The organism is Peribacillus sp. NJ11, assembly GCF_030348405.1.
Lineage (GTDB): Bacteria > Bacillota > Bacilli > Bacillales > DSM-1321 > Peribacillus.
The window spans coordinates 1,899,014-1,919,120 of record NZ_JAUCFO010000001.1 but is presented as its reverse complement, the minus strand read 5'-3'; the positions used below and the strand labels follow the sequence as shown (position 1 = coordinate 1,919,120).

The 20,107-nt window shown below is 38.5% G+C and carries 15 protein-coding genes and 1 other annotated feature; of the genes, 6 read left to right on the top strand and 9 right to left on the bottom strand.

Annotated features, from left to right (window positions below; translation table 11 throughout):
• The first annotated feature begins 196 nt into the window (after window positions 1–196).
• Window positions 197–526: a PadR family transcriptional regulator gene (locus QUF86_RS09490; RefSeq protein ID WP_289314750.1), complete on the top strand. Its 330-nt coding sequence runs from the start codon at window positions 197–199 to the stop codon at window positions 524–526.
• Between the two features lie 16 nt (window positions 527–542).
• On the top strand, window positions 543–1,262 hold the full coding sequence (locus QUF86_RS09485) for a pentapeptide repeat-containing protein (protein WP_289314749.1): 720 nt from the start codon (window positions 543–545) through the stop codon (window positions 1,260–1,262).
• A gap of 221 nt (window positions 1,263–1,483) precedes the next feature.
• Here QUF86_RS09485 and QUF86_RS09480 read toward each other — a convergent pair whose 3' ends face one another.
• Entirely contained in the window at window positions 1,484–2,374 is an 891-nt protein-coding gene (locus QUF86_RS09480) for a PhzF family phenazine biosynthesis protein (RefSeq protein WP_289334140.1), read from the bottom strand.
• Window positions 2,375–2,534: 160 nt separating this feature from the next.
• Window positions 2,535–2,786: a binding site (T-box leader), on the top strand.
• 59 nt (window positions 2,787–2,845) lie between these two features.
• Between QUF86_RS09480 and QUF86_RS09475 the strand changes: the two genes are divergently transcribed.
• Window positions 2,846–3,670, top strand: coding sequence for an ATP-grasp domain-containing protein (locus QUF86_RS09475; protein ID WP_289334139.1), 825 nt, complete (start codon window positions 2,846–2,848; stop codon window positions 3,668–3,670).
• 621 nt (window positions 3,671–4,291) lie between these two features.
• On the opposite strand, the gene galE is transcribed toward QUF86_RS09475, so the two are convergent.
• From galE to QUF86_RS09440, 7 genes are all read right to left on the bottom strand, one after another.
• Window positions 4,292–5,263, bottom strand: a complete 972-nt coding sequence (gene galE, locus QUF86_RS09470) for a UDP-glucose 4-epimerase GalE (protein ID WP_289314746.1) — start codon at window positions 5,261–5,263, stop codon at window positions 4,292–4,294.
• A gap of 98 nt (window positions 5,264–5,361) precedes the next feature.
• Window positions 5,362–8,964 carry a CDP-glycerol glycerophosphotransferase family protein gene (locus QUF86_RS09465; RefSeq protein WP_289334138.1) on the bottom strand — a complete coding sequence of 1,201 codons (3,603 nt, stop codon included), beginning with the start codon at window positions 8,962–8,964 and terminating at the stop codon, window positions 5,362–5,364.
• A gap of 214 nt (window positions 8,965–9,178) precedes the next feature.
• Window positions 9,179–10,069: a UTP--glucose-1-phosphate uridylyltransferase GalU gene (gene galU / locus QUF86_RS09460; RefSeq protein WP_289314744.1), complete on the bottom strand. Its 891-nt coding sequence runs from the start codon at window positions 10,067–10,069 to the stop codon at window positions 9,179–9,181.
• A 237-nt stretch (window positions 10,070–10,306) separates the two neighbouring features.
• Entirely contained in the window at window positions 10,307–12,049 is a 1,743-nt protein-coding gene (locus QUF86_RS09455) for a phospho-sugar mutase (protein ID WP_289334137.1), read from the bottom strand.
• Between the two features lie 266 nt (window positions 12,050–12,315).
• Entirely contained in the window at window positions 12,316–12,957 is a 642-nt protein-coding gene (locus QUF86_RS09450; RefSeq protein ID WP_289314742.1) for an NAD(P)-dependent oxidoreductase, read from the bottom strand.
• Window positions 12,958–13,387: 430 nt separating this feature from the next.
• The gene (locus QUF86_RS09445; protein WP_289314741.1) at window positions 13,388–13,798 is read right to left on the bottom strand and encodes a disulfide oxidoreductase; all 411 of its coding nucleotides are present in this window, start codon (window positions 13,796–13,798) and stop codon (window positions 13,388–13,390) included.
• Window positions 13,799–13,800: 2 nt separating this feature from the next.
• Window positions 13,801–14,490, bottom strand: a complete 690-nt coding sequence (locus tag QUF86_RS09440; protein ID WP_289326632.1) for a DsbA family protein — start codon at window positions 14,488–14,490, stop codon at window positions 13,801–13,803.
• 313 nt (window positions 14,491–14,803) lie between these two features.
• On the opposite strand from QUF86_RS09440, the gene QUF86_RS09435 reads away from it, so the two are divergent.
• Window positions 14,804–15,235, top strand: a complete 432-nt coding sequence (locus QUF86_RS09435) for an Rrf2 family transcriptional regulator (protein ID WP_289314739.1) — start codon at window positions 14,804–14,806, stop codon at window positions 15,233–15,235.
• 48 nt (window positions 15,236–15,283) lie between these two features.
• On the opposite strand, the gene QUF86_RS09430 is transcribed toward QUF86_RS09435, so the two are convergent.
• Entirely contained in the window at window positions 15,284–18,370 is a 3,087-nt protein-coding gene (locus QUF86_RS09430) for an SH3 domain-containing protein (protein WP_289334136.1), read from the bottom strand.
• Between the two features lie 615 nt (window positions 18,371–18,985).
• Here QUF86_RS09430 and QUF86_RS09425 point away from each other — a divergent pair.
• Window positions 18,986–19,591, top strand: coding sequence for a protein kinase family protein (locus QUF86_RS09425; RefSeq protein WP_289334135.1), 606 nt, complete (start codon window positions 18,986–18,988; stop codon window positions 19,589–19,591).
• Window positions 19,592–19,625: 34 nt separating this feature from the next.
• Entirely contained in the window at window positions 19,626–20,069 is a 444-nt protein-coding gene (locus QUF86_RS09420) for a DUF6376 family protein (protein WP_289314736.1), read from the top strand.
• Window positions 20,070–20,107 lie beyond the last annotated feature (38 nt).

Sequence of the window (20,107 nt, the reverse complement as noted above, 5' to 3'; positions counted from 1 at the left end):
CAAGCGGATATTTTATCTGGCAAATTAGTAAAATTAAAAATAGTATGCGACGCAGTGGTCCGCGATAACGGACATGCTTCTTTTCATAATCAACGACCCTCCTAATATAAAGCCCCAACTGACACACTCCATATTATACAGATTACCTTGACTGTCATAGTAATACATTATAAGATATACCAAAGGAGGTGAGGATTTGGTTGAACGTAAACTATCCTCTGACTTGCTTCGCGGACATGTAGATACGATGATTCTAAAACTCCTGCAAAGTGGCGATAAATATGGTTATGAAATCAGCAAACTGATATATGTGAGTTCAAATGAGCAATATGAAATAAAGGAAGCTACGATGTATTCCAGCTTAAAACGTCTAGAAAAGGATGGTTGCATCATCTCTTATTGGGGAGATGCTACACAAGGCGGAAGAAGGAAGTATTACAAAATCACCCCAATCGGGGAAGAGACATATACGCAAAATAAAAATGACTGGGAGCAGGCCAAGCGAATACTTGAACGCCTCTTGTAAGAAAGGAAGATGAAATGTGATTGAAAAACTGCATGCACATGTTCATAGCATTTTTGCCCCGTACAAAAATGCAAAAACCACAAAGGAATTGGAAGAAGAACTGCTGCAAAACTTACTGGAAAAATACAATGACCATAAAAGGAATGGCTCTAGTGAGCAAGAAGCTTATAAGCTGACTGTGGATTCAATTGGAGAAGTATCAGAGCTAATGGAATCACTCAACCTTCAGTATAACGAGCTTGAGCAGGCGATATCCATGGACTATTCCAGACACCGTTTATTGGATTCCGACTTCCGCTCGGTTTCCGTGCATGATGGGAAATTTAATTCCTGTGATTTAAGCCGTTCCGACTTCAGCCATTCGGACCTGACGAACAGCACATTTAAAAGCAGTAACTTAAATGACTGCATCTTTGAAAACGCCAATTTAACTAGTACCTTATTTAAAAGTGCCAATTTAAAAGGCGTAACTTTCAAGAACAGCATTTATAACAAAACCCATTTTAAAAGCTGTAATTTATCTGGTCTTATATTTGATGGGGAAACATTCAACCAAACCGTTTTCGAGGGTTCTTCATTGAAAAAGGCATCATTTCGCGACGCCACACTCATCAATGTTCAATTTCGGATGTCCGATTTAAAGAAAATTGACTTTACGGGAGCTTCGATGGATAAACTCACTTACAACTTTTTACATGGAGGTAAGGTTGATCTTAGCGGCGTGACCATCATCTAAGGAGAAATTTCCAATGACTTTACCGTTAGCGATTGTCGTATCCACCTCAATCATTTGCGTGACCGTGTTTCTGACTGCGGTCGTTTTAAAAGGAATGAGCATGGGGGAATGATTCATCAAGAACCCTGTGCTAAGACATGAAACGTCTTGGCACAGGGTTTTTCGTATTTTCAATATACCTTTCTCTTCATTCAACCGCCCATCCTCCCCTGCATGAACCTTTAGACTTCCACTTCAAATTCATTCACGTAGACAGCATTCCCTGTGATTTCAATATCATAGTTGTCATGGTTTTTTATAGCCGTAACGCGGACCCTGCCATCCTTTCCGATTTCATTTCCCTGTTCTATTAACAGGTGCAGCTCATTTTCACGGTCATCTTTTATGTATTTTGCATAATAAGCGCCCATTACACCTGAAGCCGTTCCTGTAACCGGGTCCTCAAGCGTACCTGAAAATGGCGAGGAAAAATGCCGGGCATGCATATGGGCATCCTGATCGTACGTTTCCAAGCAAAAGGGATGAACAGAAGCTCTTGGCATTTCCTTTAAAATTTGTGGAAACAGTTTATTGTTCGCCTTCATCTTTTTGAATGCATTGAGGTCATTTATCGGAATCAGTAAAGTCCATAAACCTGTACTTCCATAAATAATAGGTAATTCCGCTTCCAGATCTTCTATATCAAGTCCGAGGGAACTCGCTAAATCCCGCTTATCTCCGCTAAACTCTTCAAACGTTGGGGTAGCCTGCTTCATCGTAATGTATAGCTCTTGCTCAGCCGTCGTATGGATCTTGATTGGCAATATTCCCGCTCCCGTTTCAATCATCAGCTCATCTTTATCCAATAATCCCCTGGTCTTCAGTGCATGAATGGCAGCCATTGTCGCGTGTCCGCAAAGATTCATTTCGTGTCTTGGTGTAAAATAACGGATTCTAAGATCGGCAATTTCGGACTCCATGGGGAAAGAGCTTTCATTGAACCCCACCTTCAGCGCTATATCCTGCATTTCCTTTTCCGTCAGTCCATCCGCATCTAAAACCACACCTGCCGGATTTCCTTTATTCGGTTTACTGCTGAACGCATCGTAATGAAAAACCCTAACCATTTTCAAATCTAACATCTCCTATTAACTGAATGGTGCTTCTCTTGAATAGTAATTCTATGTTCTTTATAAAATCCCTTTTTCGTCCAGTTTACCTATATTAAGAGAAACAACCATTGATTTTATTTTCTGACTATTGTACAATGACTCAAATTCATCTAATTTCATCTAAAATTCCATGAAGGGAAAAAGTACGTTATAGTTTCTGTTCCAAAGAGAGCTGGTGCTTTGCTGAAAGCCAGTGTCCAGAATATAACCGAAGATCATCCCTGAGAAGTAAAGCCGAATCTTTAGTAAGCTTTATCGGTTTCCCCCGTTATAAGGGACAACGTATTATTGTACGTTCGTAAAGGTAGTAATTTGCTTTCGAAGCATTTTATTAAACAAGAGTGGTACCGCGAGTTCAAATCTCGTCTCTTAATGAGACGGGATTTTTTGTATTTAAATCAATGAAAATAAAGGCAAAGAGGTGAAGGTCTAATGCAGACACTATTATTCGTAACAGATTTAAACTATGAAGCAAAAGGAAGAAATTATTACGAGGAGGATTTATATCTAACTTCAAAACTTAGGAAAGATTTTCAATTGGTCATTTGTCATCCTGAAGATATTGAAACGTTTGAAAAGGATTTTGACCTAATTGTATTTCGAAATGCTGGTCCAGTAGCGAATTTTAAAGATAAGTATCAAGCATTCCGTAAAAGAGTGGCTACCGATCATTTGAAAACTTACAATTCATTTATAGGAAAGGCTGATATGAACGGAAAGGAATACTTAATAGAACTAACGAATGCTCAATTTCCTGTCATTCCAACAATCGATACGGTTCACTCCCTAGATAAACTGCCTAATGTAGACACGTATATCGTAAAGCCGAAAGATGGAGCGGATTCCATCGGTTTGGAATTTGTTACGAAAGATGCATTGAATGGCAAAGTTGATTCAGAATTGAAAAATACATTGGTACAACCATTTATCAATTTTGAATATGAAGTCTCATTTTACTTTATCGATACAGAATTTCAGTATGCTCTTTATGCACCGGATAAAGAGAAAAGATGGGAATTGAAAGAATATGTACCTACTGAAGAAGATCTAGCTTTTGCTCAACGATTTATTGAATGGAACAACCTTGATTGGGGGATTCAACGAGTTGATGCGTGCCGGAATGAGCATGGTGAACTATTATTAGTTGAACTGGAAGATTTAAACCCCTATCTTTCTTTGTTGGAATTAACCGATGAAACACGCCAGAATTTCGTAAAATCCCTGAAAAAATCAATCCAGAAAGCACTGGAAGCTTAGTATGTCGAATGAAGTGTGTGTAGCTCGAATTACTGCGGGGACGGTCGAATAAAGTACGCGGTAGGTCGAATAAAGTAAGAAGACTGATCTCATTACTACTCCCCAATTAAATTGTCCAAACGATAATATTCATTTGGTCTAAACGAAGTACGCTAAAGCTAGCTTTATTTAATAAAAAATGAGGTGGTTAATTTGAAACAAAATCATGATTATTATCAAAATCTATTAAAAAGACTTTGTAAAGCTGATAATATTTCTCCTCGAAAACCTAACAGTCGTACCTTTAGGTATAAAATTCAATCAACAGTTATATTTATATCTAACTGGAGATAGATTAGATAGAGTAGCGATAACCTTTAACAAAAATGATTATATACTTTTAAACAAAAAACTAGAAAATGGAGAGATATGAATAATTAATACATATTGGAGATGGCCTCCCTCTATGGTGGGCTATTTTTTTAGGTTTTCCTCATTGTTTTAGGTATGTCGGCTTGGCCGGAAAGGGAGCGGGTTTCTGAAATCACCTGCAACTTTCTTTAAATAAAAAAACTGCAGGCAAACTCGCTATTCTTCGAGTTTGTCTACAGTCTGAAACGACTATCGAGTCCAAAGGGACCTTTAATTCATTTGAGATTTATGCCATTTCCATGCACTTTCAATAATCTCTTCCAAATCTATTGATGCCTTCCATCCTAGTTCTTCATATATCTTATTAGCAGAAGCAACCAGACGGGCTGGATCTCCAGGGCGTCGGTCTGCATACTCTATGGTCGGTTTCACTCCTGTGACTTTTTCACAAGTGTCGATTACATCCTTAACCGAAAATCCTTTTCCATTCCCAAGATTGTAGGTGGCCGTATCCTTCTTCCCGGACAATAGGGCTTGAAGCGCGATTATATGAGCTTGAGCTAAATCCGTTACATGAATATAATCACGGATGCAAGTGCCATCTTCTGTGTCATAGTCCGTACCAAACACGGAAATCTTATCACGTTGACCTAATAAATGCTGTAAAATGATAGGAATCAGGTGTGTTTCCGGATCATGGCTTTCACCGATTTCTGCCGATACATGTGCTCCTGCCGCATTAAAGTAACGCAAAACGACATAATGGAGTCCATATGCCTTTGCAAAGTCACCTAAGATTTGCTCTACCATCAATTTCGAGCGGCCATATGGATTAATCGGATTAGTTGGCTGATCTTCATCAATCATATCTACATTTGGTATCCCGTATGTAGCTGCCGTTGATGAAAAAATGAAATTCTTAACATCATGCTTGAGCATGGTATTCAATAATGTAAGAGTTGCACCAACATTATTCTCATAGTATTTATAAGGGTCTTGAACAGACTCACCAACCAAGCTATTAGCAGCAAAGTGCATAACGGCTTTAATGGGATATTTAAGGAATATTTCATTCAAAACCGCTTCGTCCCCTAAATTCCCTTCAACCAAGATGGCTTTCGAATCGACCAGCGAACGAAAACCGGTTGAGAGATTATCCAGAATGACAACCTCTTCTGTATTCACTAACTCTTTTACAAGATGACTTCCAATATATCCTGCACCGCCAACGACCAAAATCATATAGAATTTCCCCTTTTACTTTAAGCTTTATTCGTAACCTATTTATGTCCTTAGAGTTTGAGGGGCTCTTTTTATTGAAAAAGAGCCCCTCCCTTATTTTATAAGCATTTTTTGAAGGTTTCCATGGCTAATCCATTATATTGGTTGTAATCAAACTTTTCTAGTTTAGGATTATCAGTACTAACCATAGTAGATAAGCCTTTTTCAAGTCCATTTATGCTATTTTCAACAAGTAAACCATATTTACCGTTTTCCAAAACGGTTCGGTTAGCAACTATATCAGTAGCCATGATTTTCATTCCTAAAGTCATTGCCTCCAATAATACCATAGGCTGTCCTTCATAATGTGATGAAAGAACGAAACAGTCACATTTTTCCATGAACGAAAATGGATTTTCAAGCTGGCCCAAAAGATGAATGGAATCATTTAATTCCAGCTCATCAATGATTGCCTGCAAATCTTCCTTTAATGGACCTTGTCCTAAAATATACAGCTTGCTATTACTGTATTTCTCATGAAAGCCTGCGAATGCACGAATCAAATTATCCTGACCTTTTTCAGGAGATAACCTTCCCATATTGACAAAATTGAAATCATTTTTATCAGGAAATGGAACGAATTGATTGTTTACTTCCAACCCATGCACTTTTTGTACGATCAACGCCTGTTCATCTATCCAACCTAGAGATATCCCGTCCAATAAGATATGAGCATAAGTACCAAGTTGAGTAACCGCTTCTTTATCGAACTCCACAATCCGGCCATTAAAGGTTGGCCCATTCTCCACGACCATGGCATCTTGTAACCCATAAGGCTTATCCCAAATATTATAATCTCCCAAGTTAATTTCTGCGGTACCGTGCACTTCCCGCTCTTTTAACAGTATTGGCTCTTCCATAATTTCGAATGCCCTTGTATTCAACCAGCCAATTCTCTTATTATCCATTTCGAAAAGGTAATAGCCGCCTTTTCTGGTTCTGTTATATTTTATGATCTTGACGATTTGCCCTTCAAAATCGATAGCCTTAGATACTCTTTTAGCCTTGTAATTCGGATAAGCCTTCGTCCAGATTGTATGGTCTTCCGGTTCCGTTATTTTACCGTACTTCTGATTACCTGTGTTTATTTCCTTCAACGTTCTATTATCGATCTTATCAATGAATTTTTTATTGTTTTTATAGTTTCTGGATATTATATACTTTCTTTTCACCATGATTTGAAGCTTGTCACCTAAGCTCGTGTTTTCATTGATCGTACAATGTTCAAGCATGGATAAAGCTGCATTATCTATCCAACCTATTATCTTGTTTTTCACAGATATCCTGCTATAAATCGAATGTTGGGTCTTTACTTCCCTATCTATTTTTACAATGATCCCTTTAAAATCTTGACTGCCAGAAACCTTGTACGTTCCTTCAACCTTATATGGCATGGACCAAATATAGTTCGATCGAGGCCTTACTAACCTTGCAATTTTATCCAATTCTTTTTCGTAAATAATGCTGTCTGGCAACAACTCAACAGCTTCTTCACTAATCCAGCCAATTATTTGATTGTTATGACTGAATTTGTAGAAAGTATTTTGATCTGCATGGACTTTCCTCGAAATCATGATTTCAGCTTCTTCAAATCGTTCATCCAGAGGAAATTGAGTGGCATTTGAAATTCCCGGAAGGGTATTCCAAACCTGATTATCCTTCACATTCCTTAATATCGCTCTTGCTTTGAAGTTTTCAGTGGTCAATGCATCTTCATCATTATCGCTGACTTCAGAGTTATTTGACTCGAGTTGAAGGATTTTATCCGGGTTGATGGAATTCATTACGAAATCAAATTTATCAAAGTCTGCATACTCCATTAGGTTTTTTCGATTTAATTCCATCGTTCCCTCAGAAACACTTACAAGTTTATCAAATCGATTATATACAGAAAAAATCCCTCTTAGATTAATACGGTGAGGTCTCTTTCCATTAATGATACGCTCACTATCAGACAGTAAATCATTATGCATATAACAAACTTTCTTTTTTGCATCTGCTGCTAGCAGATATTTAGTCCAATAATGGCTATAACCACTAAAATCGATAACAAAATCAAATTTAGTTTTACCGAATAAACGTGCATGTTCTCTAATATAGGCATTTTCCGGGTAAAGCTTTTTCCCTAAGAAACCTCTTTCCCCTCTGTTATGGATGAATTTATCTTTATAGACTTCCAAAAATTTATACACAGGTAAGCCAGGTTTAAAAAGAAAACGCACATTTTTATTTACTTTGTCCATATTTTTCAAAACCTCGTATGAGTGAGGAGTGGCAGTAAAACAGCTGACATCATATTTCTCATAATCAATATTATTCATTAGGTTAAGAAAAGAGGATGTAATTCCGTTATCCCTCAATCCTCCAGGATAAATTAATATTTTTTCCTTTGCGGAATCCAGGCCAGTAATTGTGTTTAGTTCTTTCGCAGACTTATTGAAGAGATAGTTAACTATTCTCTCCGTTACATGTCCATCCTCATGGTTAGTGAATTTTTCCTGCATCTTTTTATATTTATCGGAATAACTCAATTTAACATTATTGATATCTTTAATTGCGATAGCCAATTCTTTCGAGTTAAAAAGCATCGGGCCTGGGAGTTCATCATTTTGGAGATACTGTCCCCTTTGTTCTGTATAAACGTCCGTATCCCATGTGTAAAATAGGATGGGCTTATTGGTAACAAGGAAATCAAAGAAAATGCTGGAATAATCCGTGATAAGCAAATCAACAGCAGCAAGTAATTCATTCGTATCCACATGATCAGGTATCAATCTATCCATGATTTCTGAATGCTTGGCAGCTTCTTTATATAGAAATGGATGCACCTTGATGAATAAGTTATATTGTTCACCGATTTGACTTTGTAAATAATTAATATCTGCAATGATTTGAAGAAGGTCGTTATCCACTTTGGCAAGGTTCGTTCCCTTCCAAGTCGGAGCATATAAAATATTCTCCTTACCATCACTGATGTTCAAACCCAGGGTCCTTAGATATTCCTTATACTCCCCTGGATTCGTATTCAGCGTTAAATCGATCCTCGGATATCCTTCTTCTATAATTTCACCTTTATACAATCCGTTTAACTTATAGCTATCTGTAAATATTTTAGTAGTGTGGGTATTAGGGCTCAAAATGTAATCTGCACTCAAAAAGTTCCTTACAACGTTTTGAGAGACCGAAGGGTTACCGGGTATATCAAAGCCCATATTCTTAAGGGGCGTTCCATGCCAGGTATTCATGTAAATTTGATCGCTTTTAGGTATGAAGAAGGACTGGAATGTGGAGTTATTGATTAAATACTCACTTGTTGCCAACCACTTTAAATATTCCTTTGAATTACGTTGAACAAATTTCACATTCGGCATATCCTTATACTTCGATATTACACCTGAGAGGGCACTAAAATCCTGGATTGACCAAATGTGCATGAAATCTTTAAAGTCTTGCTTTTCCAGCATATATTTAAACATCGCGTATGGACTGTCAGTCATACTGTTTCCATCACGACTCTCATATAAAATCGTGTTTTTTTGCACATTTAATTTCTCAAAATACTTCGCATATCTATTTACACGCTGATGGTTCTCCTTCAATAGGAAATTGGCAAGCGGCTGTTTAAGGAAATCGATTTTTCTTTTTATTACCTTCTTATTCACTAAATAGGCATCCCCTTTTATAAATTTAGTATTCACCATTCAAAATCATGATTTAATTAACAAAAAATAACAACTATGAATGATCAATAGTTGGAGATTTTTCTAAAACTCTATTAAACTTAAAACTTAATGACTACAACCATCATTTGCTATGTAGATAATCTTTCTTTAAACTGAAAAAATCGATTTGGCGGTAATACAGTAACTCAATAAATCATTTTTTGTCCACTGCCTTGTGCAGTTCGAGGATTTTTTCCATTTCCTTTATAATGTCATCTCTTAATTCAGGATGTTGCAGGGCAAATTCAATTGTCGTTTTCACAAAGCCATCAACAACTCCGACATCATAGCGTTTCCCTTCAAAATCGTATGCGAAGACTTTTTGGATTTCATTCAGTTTTTGGATGGCATCCGTTAACTGGATTTCACCGCCAGCTCCCGTTTCTTGCTTAGCTAAGAAATCGAATATTTCCGGAGTCAGTATGTATCTTCCCATAATGGCCAAATTGGATGGTGCCGTTCCTTGTTTGGGTTTTTCAACGAAACGATTCACTTCGTATCTTCTGCCTTCTTGGGTAAGCGGGTCAATGATGCCATATCTATGTGTCTCGTTCTCATTTACTGGCTGCACTCCAATGATGGACGAACCCGTCGCATCATATTCGTTGATTAATTGACTTAGAGAGGGTATTTCGCTTTGAACGATGTCATCGCCTAATAGTACGGCAAACGGCTCATCACCAATAAAGTTACGTGCACACCATACAGCATGTCCAAGGCCTCTCGGTTCTTTTTGCCTAATGTAGTGGATATTTGCTAAATTGGATGGGTATTGTACCTTCTCCAATAAATCGAATTTCCCTTTTTCCCTCAAGTTATTCTCTAGCTCGTATGCATTATCAAAATGATCTTCTATCGCACGTTTATTCTTTCCTGTGACAATGATTATATCTTCAATTCCCGATTTTACGGCTTCTTCTATAATATATTGAATAGTTGGTTTATCCACTATTGGCAGCATCTCTTTTGGCATTGCCTTCGTAGCAGGTAAAAATCTAGTTCCCAATCCCGCTGCAGGTATAATAGCCTTTTTAACTTTTTTCATTCTTTTGTAACTCCTCCACATTAATATAAAACTACAAAATTTACTTATTCACCCTTTTCATAGTAACATAGACTTGTTTTTTGTAAATAATTTAGCATAAAACATTTGTAATCCCATATATAATTGTAACTTTTCCCCAAAACCTTCTTCAGGAAATATAAAGGCCTTTTCCCGATGAAAGCAGGAAAAGGCCTTATTTTCTTCAATATATATGGCTGTCAGGTCCAAGGATCTGACTTATGTAGCACTATTGATTATCCCATTAATTTTTTCCATGAAAGCATTCATGACCTGCTTCAATTTCAGCTCGGCTGATTCCATCTTTTCACCTTGGACCCCGAAATAGAATTTGATTTTAGGTTCTGTGCCAGATGGACGTAAGCATACCCATGTACCATCCTCAAGGAAGTACTTAATTACATTTGATTTAGGTAAATCAATGACTTCTTCCTTATTGGTGCCCATGTTGAGCTTCACGCCACTTTGATAATCCTCTTGAATCGTTACAGCTTTTCTGGCTATATGCTTTGGAGGAGCATTGCGGAATTGATTCAATATCCCTTGAATCTGCCCAGCGCCTTCAATCCCCTTTAAAGTCAATGACTGAAGTCCCTCCAGGTAATATCCGTACTCTTCAAAGATATTAAGCAATCCTTCATATAGGTCCCTACCCTGTTTTTTATAGTAGGCACAAACTTCCACCGCAAGAATGGCCGCTTGGATAGCATCTTTATCACGGGCAAAATCCTTGATTAAATAACCATAACTTTCTTCATATCCGAATAAGAAAGTATGCTTACCGCTTTCCTCATATTCGTTGATCTTTTCAGCGATGAATTTAAAACCCGTTAATACATCAACGGTCCCTAAACCATATTCCTTTGCGATTCTGCGGCCTATTTCAGAGGTTACTATCGTTTTTAAGACAACTCCATTTTCAGGTAAAGTGCCTTTCGATTTCTTTTCTTTCAAAAGATAATCCAATATTAGTGCACCTGTTTGATTACCTGTAAGCACCACATATTCGCCATCTTTATTTTTAACGGCGATACCGAGTCGATCTGCATCAGGATCTGTTGCGATCAAGAGGTCTGCCGATACCTCATTTCCTAATTCAATGGCCATTTCAAATGCTGCATGCTCTTCAGGGTTCGGGGATTTGACTGTCGAAAAATTGGGATCAGGCAATTCCTGCTCTTTTACAACATGTACCTTGTCGTATCCCAGATCTTGTAAAGCCCTTCTAACCGACTTATTTGCCGTGCCATGAAGCGGTGTGAATACTACTGTCACATCAACTTCTTCACTTAGGTTTTTATTTTCGGGCACAGTAAGCAATTTATCATTATAAGCGGTATCTATTTCCTCTCCGACCATCTTGATGAGGCCTTGCGCTTTCAATGTGTCTTCATCTTTTACCGAAATGGCAAGTTCATTTTCAATCGCATTCACGAATTCAATCACTTTATCAGCCGTTGCCGGAGGAAGCTGGGCACCATCAGGCCCGTACACTTTATAGCCATTATATTCAGGGGGATTATGACTTGCTGTGATAACGATCCCAGCATAAGCATTCAGTTCACGAACGGCAAAGGATAACTCCGGCGTTGGTCTTAACTCATCGAATAGATAAGCCTTGATACCTTCTGTAGCCAGGGTCTTGGCTGCTTCCAAGGCAAATTCAGGCGATTTGAAACGTGAATCGTAGGCAATCGCGACACCTCTGCGTTTTGCTTCATCACCCATCGATTGCAGATAATGGGCTAATCCCAATGTTGCTTTACGGACTGTATATAGATTCATCCGATTGGTACCTGCCCCAATTTCCCCGCGCATACCGCCTGTGCCGAATTCCAAGTTCTTATAAAACGCATCTTCAATATTTTTTTCATCATCTTGCATATTGTTAAGTAATGATTTCATTTCCTCATCAAGGTTTTCGAAATTCACCCATGAGTGGTAAGAACATTTCCAATCCATCTTCACATAGTCCTTCTTTCTTTCTAGTTCCCCTTGGAAAATCTAGATGTTTTCACTAAAAAATAACAGTTACCGCTGAAATAAAAAAAAAGCCGTTCATACGACTTTCTTCGCTATATTATCAGCAATAAATAGACATCAGTCAATATTCTCAACATAAAAAATTTGTTGGAAGGCAAAAATAGAGGATGGCGATGTTGCGGTAATCGTGGACATCACCGCCTGTAAACAGGAGCGATGTCCACTATGATGGATCACCTTACAAATTATTCAGCTTCGGCAACAACGGTGAAGCGTTGGTTGATGTGTTGCGGGTTTTCAATTTCATCAAGTACTGCAAGGGCAAAATCGGCGTAACTTACATAACTCTCACCCTTTGAGTTTACAAGAAGGTTGTCTTTACCCAATTTATACCCTCCGGTTCTATTTCCTTGCGGATCAAAGAAGGCTGAAGGACTGATGAACGTCCATTGGATGCCAGTGGCATTTTGTAAATCCTCAAGGTTCTTAGATTGATTATATGCCGTTGCAAAGTATTCTTTAGGGAATTCAGGCGTTTCCAGTACACGTATCGTTTTCGCCTCGTCAACGAAAAGGCTTCCAGCTCCGCCAACAACGATCAGTTTAGTTTGAGGAGCCCCTTTCATGGCGTCAATTAAGATTTTTCCTGCATCCACATGCAGATGTTCTTTCCCTGGAGCAGCGCCAAAGGCATTCACTACCACATCAAATTCTTTAATATCTTCCGCTTTCAGAGCGAATAGATCCTTTTCCAGTACGGATGCACCTTGAATTTGGACTTTGGCTTCATCTCTGACAATGGCCGTAACTTCATGTCCCCTAGTCAATGCTTCCTTTAAAATCAGACTTCCAGCTTTTCCGCTCGCACCTATAATACCGATTTTCATTTTCAATTTCCTCCTATATCGTTTTTGAATTTTAATTGTAATCAAATTACTTACATGTAATAATATAAGTTACAGGTTGCTGTTTTGTCAACTTATTTATCGAGGAAGTATTTCGATGATATATTGCGATTTTCGTCGATATGTTTCATTTTTCGGAGATATATTGCAATTTTCGTCGATATATACCGATTTTCGTCGATATATTACCATTTTCGATGATATATCCCGATTTTCGTTGATATATTTCATTTTTCGATAGATATATCCGATTTTCGTCGATATATTACCATTTCCGATAGATATATACCGATTTTCGTTGATATATTTCATTTTTCGTCGATATATTACCATTTTCGATAGATATATCCCGATTTTCGTCGATAAAAAATGCACCATTCCTTGCAGATACAAGGAATGGTGCACTTATTGATCAGTTCTTTCCATTCTTCCTCATTAGCAATCCCATACAGATAGTAATGAGAGTAAAAGCAATAAAAGCCAAAAACGGGATCGTGATGAATCCTAGCCAATTTATATACTCGCCTGAGCAGGGAACACCGCTTTGGCACATTTCGAAATGCTGTAGTGCCGGAATTTTTTGCAGACTATAGTGATACCCTGACACCAACATGCCCAAAATCGATAATGGGAGGATGTATCGATGGATTTTCAGGTCTTGCTCATAAAAGGCCCGGCCCAATAAAATAACGAGCGGGTACATCAAGATCCTTTGATACCAACAAAAGGTACAAGGTACATAATGGAGAATCTCACTAAAGTAGAGACTTCCAGCAGTGGCAATGATGGATAGGATCCACGAAAATAATAGTGGTTTGTTCATCACTATTTCTCCTTCGCTGCATCATCAACCATTTTCACTAAATCATCAATTGTATTTCCTTCAAACTTCTTGCCATTGACAAATAAGGAAGGTGTTCCAGAAACGCCCAATTCGTCGGCCAACTCCATATCCTTGTTCCATTGGTCCTCGGACTTTTCGGCTTTAAAAGAGGAAACGACCTTTTTCACATCTTTGTCATTTGCGATTTCTTTCAATGTTTCTTCTAGGAATTTGTCCGTAAAGACATCTTCCTTTTCATATTTCAAGTCATCTGGCTGCTTATCGTACAACAGCTCATGAAATTTCCAAAAGGTATCATTTCCTAATTCCTGATAAACACTTTCCGCAAATTTAGCGGATCTGGTTGAATCGACGTTAATGAACGAATAATTCATGAAATAAAATTGCGCTTTTCCTGTTTCGATTAGTTCACTTTGTATGGAAGGAAAGAATTGTTCCTCGAATGTCTTACATACTGGACATTTATAATCACCAAATTCCACTATTTGGACAGGAGCCGATTTTTCTCCCAAATAAGGCTGTGATTTATAATCTATTTCATTAACGGCTGTATCTTCGTCCTTCCCATTTGCTAAAAATATAAAGCCAATAATGATTACAGCGATTAACCCTATGATCCAAAACGTGAATGCAGAAGATTGTTTTTGATTACCCTTTTTTTTATTAGCCATCATATACCTCCATCACTTGTAGTTGTGTCGATATTCCTTATCCAGCCATAGCGGCCGATTTCAGTTCCCCCTTCCTGTAGCTTTCACCTGTAACTGATTCATTTACACGTTATAATATAAGTTTCATCATGATGGTTTGTCAATTACACATACCTTTTATTTTTGCCTTTGCAAAAACGGCGTGACTTGACAAGGAAACGGTTAATGGATAAATATTATTCTTGCAGGCCATTATAACTTGTAACCACTTGAATTACATGTTAAATAATTTATACTATATAAGAATAGAGATTTTAAAGGAGAGAAAAAAGAGATGTCCATCAGTACCCGCTTTTCCGTAGGAATCCATATATTATCTCTTTTAGAAATAAACAAAGAAGGCGTTAACACTTCTGATTTTATAGCAAAAAGTGTAAACACAAACCCAGCCTTAATTAGAAAAATCACCGGCATGCTGAAGAATGCAGGTTTAGTGAACGTTCGGCCGGGTATCGCCGGGGCGACATTGGCCAAGGACTTATCGGATATTACTTTGCTCGATGTTTATCAGGCTGTTAACGTTGTCTCCGATAAAGAATTATTTGGAATCCATGAAAATCCTAATCCAGCATGCACTGTTGGAAGAAATATACAAGATACAATAGAGCCCATCTTTTCAGTCGCTGAACTTGCCTTGGAAAAGGCGCTTGGAGTGGTGACTATAGAGGATGTCGTTAGAGGTATTCTGGAAAAGGATAAAAACTAAATAGCAAAAAAACACATGGGTCGGACTCATGTGTTTTTTCCTGTTTTCTTATTTATACTTAGGAACTTCAATCGTCATTTTATAGGAATCTAGTAAACTATACAAATTATGAATCTGTTTCACTTGTTTTGTTGCCCAGCCAATATCAGTTGCATACTGGTGTGAAGCATATCCATTTTTCTCTGCAGCTGTAGGATTCCATCTCATTTTGTAAAGCGTGTCCTGTCCAGTAGCGATATACCCTTTGGCGATGAATTCGGCACCACCTATAATGGCCGCTTCCGGGGTGAACCAGCCTGCTTTATATGCGTATTGAGCGCCGCTGCTTACCGCTGTTCCGTCAAAAGCTCCCACTCCATACATATTATAGACCATTTTCCCATTCACCTTAACTCCAGTTGCTAACGGTGAAGTACCATTCCCGGTCTCCAGCAAAGCATGTGAAATCAGGTAAATTTCATTGACCCCATATTTTTCCCCTGCCGTAGTGAAGGTTGCAGCTTGGCCTTGTAAAATCCCTTTACCTGAAAGGATTCTAGCATTCACTTCAGAAACGTTCATGTTGGTGACCTGGGAGAGCTTAACGAACTGGAACGATTTGATTGGATCATTCACAAAATTATCTGGGTTGAGATTATAGTTTATATCATCCGGACTGGCATTTACCCATGTCTTGTTATAACTCACTTCATACCAATAGTATCCGTCAGAGCCCTTTACTTTTGATTTAATATTCAATGATTGATTATTGCTGACAGCACCGACTGCCCAATAATTAGATCCAGCTCCGCCCCTAACACGCCATCCGCTTCCTTTTACCGTTCCCTTTGTTGAATTGATTAAAGTTAACCCATCCTCACGTATGTAGGTTTTATACGTTTTATCCGTTTGACCATTTACGGCCATTTGAATTTCAACCATCTTGTTCATCGTAAGATTGTACTCTTTATCGATCCTGATTATCGATCCATCCGAACTTCCTGGACCTTGTGCTTTAGCTGTTAAATATTGCGTACTGACATATCCCGTTTTTCCATTAGCCGTGACCCTTGACCAACCATTGGACTCAGAATACACCGTTACGGCCGTATTGTTTACGAGTTTGGCTATAATTGAAGCGGAAGCTGATGCAAAAGAGCGCATATTAAGACTGGAGCCATCATTCACTTTTACATATTTAACTAACGTGGTTTCTTCCTCGTCTGGATTGAGATTCGGGCTTTCCGGTACAGAACCAGGCTTCGTTGCTGATAGATATTGCGTATTGACATAACCTTCCCCGCCATACGCTTTTATTTTTGACCAGCCATTTGATTCCGAGATGACTCCCACCTTCACACCCTTTGCCAATTTCACAATAACGGAAGCACTTTCTGACGGTTTATTCCGCATATTCAGAGAACCAGAGCTTACATTTACATATTTCACCGTCGTTTTTTCAGGTATGGAGGGTTTGGCTTCTGGCTTTGTTGTTGAAAGAAAGTCAGTACTAACATACCCATCTTGCCCATTGGCTTTGATTTTCGCCCAACCTTTGGATTCCGAATACACCGTTACTTGCGTTCCTTTTGAAAGCTTCGCGACTATGCTGGCACTTTCCGACCCGCTTTTTCTCATATTAAGCGTTCCTGAGCTTACGTTGACATATTTTGTCGTCGTTTTATCAGGTATGGAAGGCGTGGTTTCCGTTCCTGGTTTTGTTGTCGATAAATATTTGGTGCTGACATGTCCGTCTTTTCCATTGGCCTTGATCTTCGCCCAGCCTTTGGATTCCGAATATACCGTCACTTTCGTTCCTTTTGAAAGCCTCGAAACTATGCTTGAACTTGCTGTACCACTTTTTCGCATATTAAGTAAACCCGTGTTCACATATTTCGTCGTCGTTTTTTCTGGCGTGGCTACTGTGGATCCCGATCCCGGTTTTGACATCGATAGATATTTGGTGCTGACATATCCGCCCTTTCCATTGGCTTTGACCTTCCCCCAGCCTTTGGATTCCGAATACACCGTCACTTTCGTTCCTTTTGAAAGCCTCGCGACTATGCTTGAACTTTCTGTACCACTTTTTCGCATATTGAGTGAACCCGTGTTCACATATTTTACCGTCGTTTTTTCAGGTGTGGCTACTGTAGATCCCAATCCCGGCTTTGCAGCAGACAGATATTTGGTGCTGACATAACCGTCTATACCATTGGCTTTGATTTTTGCCCAGCCTTTGGATTCCGAATACACCGTCACTTTCGTTCCTTTTGAAAGCCTCGCGACTATGCTTGAACTTACTGTCCCGTTTTTTCGCATATTGAGCGTGCTTGCATTGACATATTTTGCCGTTTTTTTAACGGTTGCCGCAGCTTTGGTTACCGTTCCAGGCTTCGTTGCCGATAGATACTTCGTACTGACATATCCGTCTTTTCCATTGGCCTTGATCTTCGCCCAGCCTTTGGATTCCGAATACACCGTTACCTGTGTGCCTCTTGTCAGCTTCGCGACTACGCTTGCACTATCTGCCCCACTTTTTCGCATATTAAGTGAACCTGTGCTCACATTCACATATTTCATTGTCGTTTTAACGGGTGCCGCAGCTTTGGTCACCGTTCCAGGCTTCGTTGCCGATAAATACTTGGTACTGACATATCCATCTTTTCCATTGGCTTTGATCTTCGCCCAGCCTTTGGATTCCGAATACACCGCTACCTGTGTGCCCCTTGTCAGCTTCGCGACTACGCTTGCACTATCCATTCCACTTTTGCGCATATTGAGTGAACCTGTACTGACATTCACATATTTCTCTGCCGTTTTAATGGTTACTGCAGCTTTAGTTAAAGTCCCTGGCTTCGTTGCCGATAAATACTTGGTACTGACATATCCATCTTTTCCATTGGCTCTGATCTTCGCCCAGCCTCTGGATTCCGAATATACCGTTACTTGTGTGCCTTTTGCCAGCTTTGCAACTATGCTTGCACTATCCGCACCAGTTTTTCTCATATTTAGCGAACCGGAATTTACATTTACAAACATGACGCTTTTTTCAATATTGGCATGTTCTGCGTGTAGTGGAGCTGCAGATATTTTTTCTTCGAAAGCAACTGTAGACAACACTGCAAAACAGAAAGTTGGTATAATTAATTTCTTCATCTCATTCTCCCTACTAAAGAATTATATTTTTAACATTTATTTAAATATCGGTTAAATTCAGTATAATAATATAGGCAATTGTGCTTATTCATTAAAAACATAACATATTCCTTTAGATCTATAGAGAGATGGACGAGATTTGTAACACAATAGTAAACTAATAGACATTTAAGTTATTAATTAGTAACATTAGAAATGTAATCCATTTCACTAAATTCCATAAGAAGCGGATACAAGCTTAATGACGTAAAATAAGATATATTGAAATAATTTATTCATACTCAAAGTAATGTTTATGAGACGAGCATCTTTCTACGCATACCGAATATACATAAAGGGTAAGCCTACAATCCTTATATTTGACGGATCAAGGCCATAACCTATATAATTACTCTAAATAACTTATATGAATCCTTCTGTTAAGGGGAGTAGCTATACAATAAAGTCGTCAGTACAGGATTTAATCCTCGGCTTTATTGGCAACTGATTTTAGTTGTTTGCAAGACCTTGCCGATTATTTGGTGAGGTCTTTTAAATTTTTAAAAGACGGTATAACCAAAAATCGGTTATACCGTCTTTTTTAATCGAAAAAATTGCACAATAGAGGTGAAAAGTATGCAGAACTATAATGAATTAGCTCAAAGCGTTAAGATTTCCGATGATAAAAAGCATATATTGCTTGATGCCGACCCATCTTTATCACTTATCGGAAAAGGCCGCAGCGCTTATGTATTCCGAATACATTCCACCAATAAAGCACTAAAAGTGTTTTTCCCTGACCATACTCACACAGCTAAAGTAGAAGCTGAAATATACAAAACCGTTCAATCGATCGATTACTATCCAACCCTATATGATGCGGGGGTAAATTATCTGGTAATAGATCACATCGAAGGCAACACTCTTTTTGAATGTTTAACATTGGGAATCCCAATAACGGAAGAAAATATCAAGGAGATTGACCATGCCTTACAATTAGCAAGGAAAGAGGGATTGAACCCTTCGGATATTCATTTACGAAACATCTTCATCACTTCCGAAAAGAAGGTGAAGATCATTGACGTTGCGAGGTTTAAGCAAGTGAAATCCTGCAAACAGTGGCACGACCTGAAAAGTGCTTTTCACCTTTTCTATTCGAAGTCATTTTTCCCGAAGAAAATCCCAGGCTTCATACTGAATTCCATAGCAGCGATTTATAAAAAGAGATTCTTGCCCATCTGATCATCACTATAAAAAAATCACATTGGAGGCACATATGAAAAAAATCATAACCATTTCTTTACTGTCCATCCTTACATTAAGCGGATGCTCGCTTTTGGGAGAAGTCAATTCATCATTGGAGTATGCAGATAATGCCACAGAGTATATAAGTACCGTTAAGGATTTTGCCAATGAGGTGCCCGCATTGTCACAAGACGCCGTTGCGAATACCGAAGCAAGAGCAAATCTTGAAAAAGAACTGGAATTGATGAAAACGGAGATTGAAGAATTCAATGCAACTGAACCACCCCAAATCGCTGAAGGCATCCATGAGAAGATCGTCAGCTCAAATCAACAGCTTTCAGATGGAATTGAATTATACCTGAATAATATTGAAAATGGCCAAATTGACCCTAAGGCATTGGAAGATTCAGAGATAATGAAATCAATCGATAATATAACAGGATTGGCAAAGCAAATTGAAGAGTTGGGTAATTAAGCAGCCTACTCCATTAAAATGAAGAACTCCTCGTACCG

Excerpts from the sequence above, each read along its gene's own strand:
- QUF86_RS09420 (WP_289314736.1), top strand. The coding sequence starts at position 19,626 with ATGAAAAAAATCATAACCATTTCTTTACTGTCCATCCTTACATTAAGC.
- QUF86_RS09440 (WP_289326632.1), bottom strand. The coding sequence starts at position 14,490 with ATGGCTAATAAAAAAAAGGGTAATCAAAAACAATCTTCTGCATTCACG.
- QUF86_RS09435 (WP_289314739.1), top strand. The coding sequence starts at position 14,804 with ATGTCCATCAGTACCCGCTTTTCCGTAGGAATCCATATATTATCTCTT.
- QUF86_RS09450 (WP_289314742.1), bottom strand. The coding sequence starts at position 12,957 with ATGAAAATCGGTATTATAGGTGCGAGCGGAAAAGCTGGAAGTCTGATT.
- QUF86_RS09430 (WP_289334136.1), bottom strand. The coding sequence starts at position 18,370 with ATGAAGAAATTAATTATACCAACTTTCTGTTTTGCAGTGTTGTCTACA.
- QUF86_RS09445 (WP_289314741.1), bottom strand. The coding sequence starts at position 13,798 with ATGAACAAACCACTATTATTTTCGTGGATCCTATCCATCATTGCCACT.
- QUF86_RS09475 (WP_289334139.1), top strand. The coding sequence starts at position 2,846 with ATGCAGACACTATTATTCGTAACAGATTTAAACTATGAAGCAAAAGGA.
- galU (WP_289314744.1), bottom strand. The coding sequence starts at position 10,069 with ATGAAAAAAGTTAAAAAGGCTATTATACCTGCAGCGGGATTGGGAACT.
- galE (WP_289314746.1), bottom strand. The coding sequence starts at position 5,263 with ATGATTTTGGTCGTTGGCGGTGCAGGATATATTGGAAGTCATCTTGTA.
- QUF86_RS09425 (WP_289334135.1), top strand. The coding sequence starts at position 18,986 with ATGCAGAACTATAATGAATTAGCTCAAAGCGTTAAGATTTCCGATGAT.
- QUF86_RS09455 (WP_289334137.1), bottom strand. The coding sequence starts at position 12,049 with ATGGATTGGAAATGTTCTTACCACTCATGGGTGAATTTCGAAAACCTT.